Annotated in this window: 1 protein-coding gene and 1 pseudogene; one reads left to right on the top strand and one right to left on the bottom strand. The window is 62.2% G+C overall.

Going from position 1 to position 1,448, the window contains the following annotated elements; genetic code table 11:
- Positions 1 to 941, top strand: a 941-nt coding sequence (gene asd / locus ACP5J3_RS14600) for an aspartate-semialdehyde dehydrogenase (RefSeq protein WP_428496345.1), incomplete at its 5' end; no start/stop codon positions are given.
- A 70-nt stretch (positions 942 to 1,011) separates the two neighbouring features.
- Here the strand turns inward: asd and ACP5J3_RS14595 are convergent.
- Positions 1,012 to 1,448, bottom strand: a pseudogene (locus tag ACP5J3_RS14595) (ATP-binding protein); the annotation flags it as partial.

Below are 1,448 nucleotides of genomic sequence, written 5' to 3'. Positions count from 1 at the left end.
CCTGGTTCGAGGTGGTGGGCCTCGCCGCGTCGGAGAGAAGCGCCGGGAAGAGGCTGGGGGAGGTGGGCTGGGTGCTCGACGAGCCGCCCCCGCCGGAAGTGGCGGAGATGCGTGTGGAGAAGCTGGACGTGGACAAGGTGCCGAGGGTCGACTTCGTATTCTCGGCCCTCCCCAGCGAGGTGGCGGCGAAGGTGGAGCCGGAGCTGGCAGCGCGGGGCCACGTGATACTATCCAACTCTAGCAACATGAGGATGGACCCCGACGTCCCACTCATAATCCCAGAGGTGAACCCAGACGACCTCTCCCTCGTCGAGAAGCAAAGGGAGGGGCGTGGGTGGAGGGGGGCTGTAGTGAAGAAACCCAACTGCACCACCACAATCCTCAACCTGCCTCTAAAGCCTGTGCTGGACGAGTGGGGGATAGAGAGGGTGCACGTCGTCACCATGCAGGCCCTATCAGGCGCGGGGTACTCCGGCGTCCCCTCGGTGGCGATTGCCGACAACCTAATACCCTTCATAAGGGGCGAGGAGGAGAAGGTGGTGGGGGAGACGCGGAAGATCCTAAAAGCCGACTTTGAGATCTACGTCACGACGACGAGGGTAAACGTCGTCGACGGACACACGGAGGTCGTGTACGTAGACACGAGGCGGGACTTCGACGCGGTAGCGGTGGCCGAGGTGCTGGAGAGGTTCAGAGGCCTGCCGCAGGAGCTTAAGCTCCCCACGGCGCCGGAGAGGCCCATAGAGGTTAGGCGCCAGGCGGACAGGCCCCAGCCGAGGCTGGACAGGATGGCGGGGAGGGGCATGGCGGTGGTGGTGGGGAGGATTAGGCGGCTCGCCCCCCGGAAGCTCTCCTTCATCGTCCTCGGCCACAACACCATTCGAGGCGCCGCCGGCAACTCAATCCTCACCGCAGAGCTAATGGCGGCGCAGAGCCGCTAGAAGCCCGGCACCCCCCGACCCAAGGCGGGGTCCCCCCTTCTTCTCAAGCGGCCCTATATGTCGGCCTTGGCTACCGTTGTGGAGGTGGCCCGGCGCTTTCGAGGGCGAGCTTCACAGCCTCTCGGTGTAGGGGTGTCTGCCAGGCGTAGTCCCTACCCACGCCTATTTCTTTGTTTGGGGGGAGCGGGGCGATGGGGTCCACTAGCCTAGTTACGAGATTTTTATGAATCAAGTAGTCTACAAGTTCGCGAGGTGCCTTTAGTAGTGCGTCGGGGTTTTCCAACGCCTCTTCCAGCGCGGTTTTGTGTCTAGCTAAGATGCTTGTATCGAGCCCCCTGGACTTATATATCTTCTCAACGAGCTTGGCCTCCTGCCACCCCTCCTCGTCTAGCATCTCCACGGCCCTTGGGTTGCCCCCCGTAGCCCTCCAGAGCTTTTCAAAGTCTGCGTCTAGATTCGTCTGGACTATCAACTCTCTAAAGCCGTCCCTAGCCAAGTTCCACAACG

The sequence above is a fragment of the Pyrobaculum sp. genome, from assembly GCF_049971835.1.
In the GTDB taxonomy this organism is placed as follows: Archaea; Thermoproteota; Thermoprotei; order Thermoproteales; family Thermoproteaceae; genus Pyrobaculum.
This window is presented reverse-complemented; position numbering and strand designations above follow the sequence as displayed.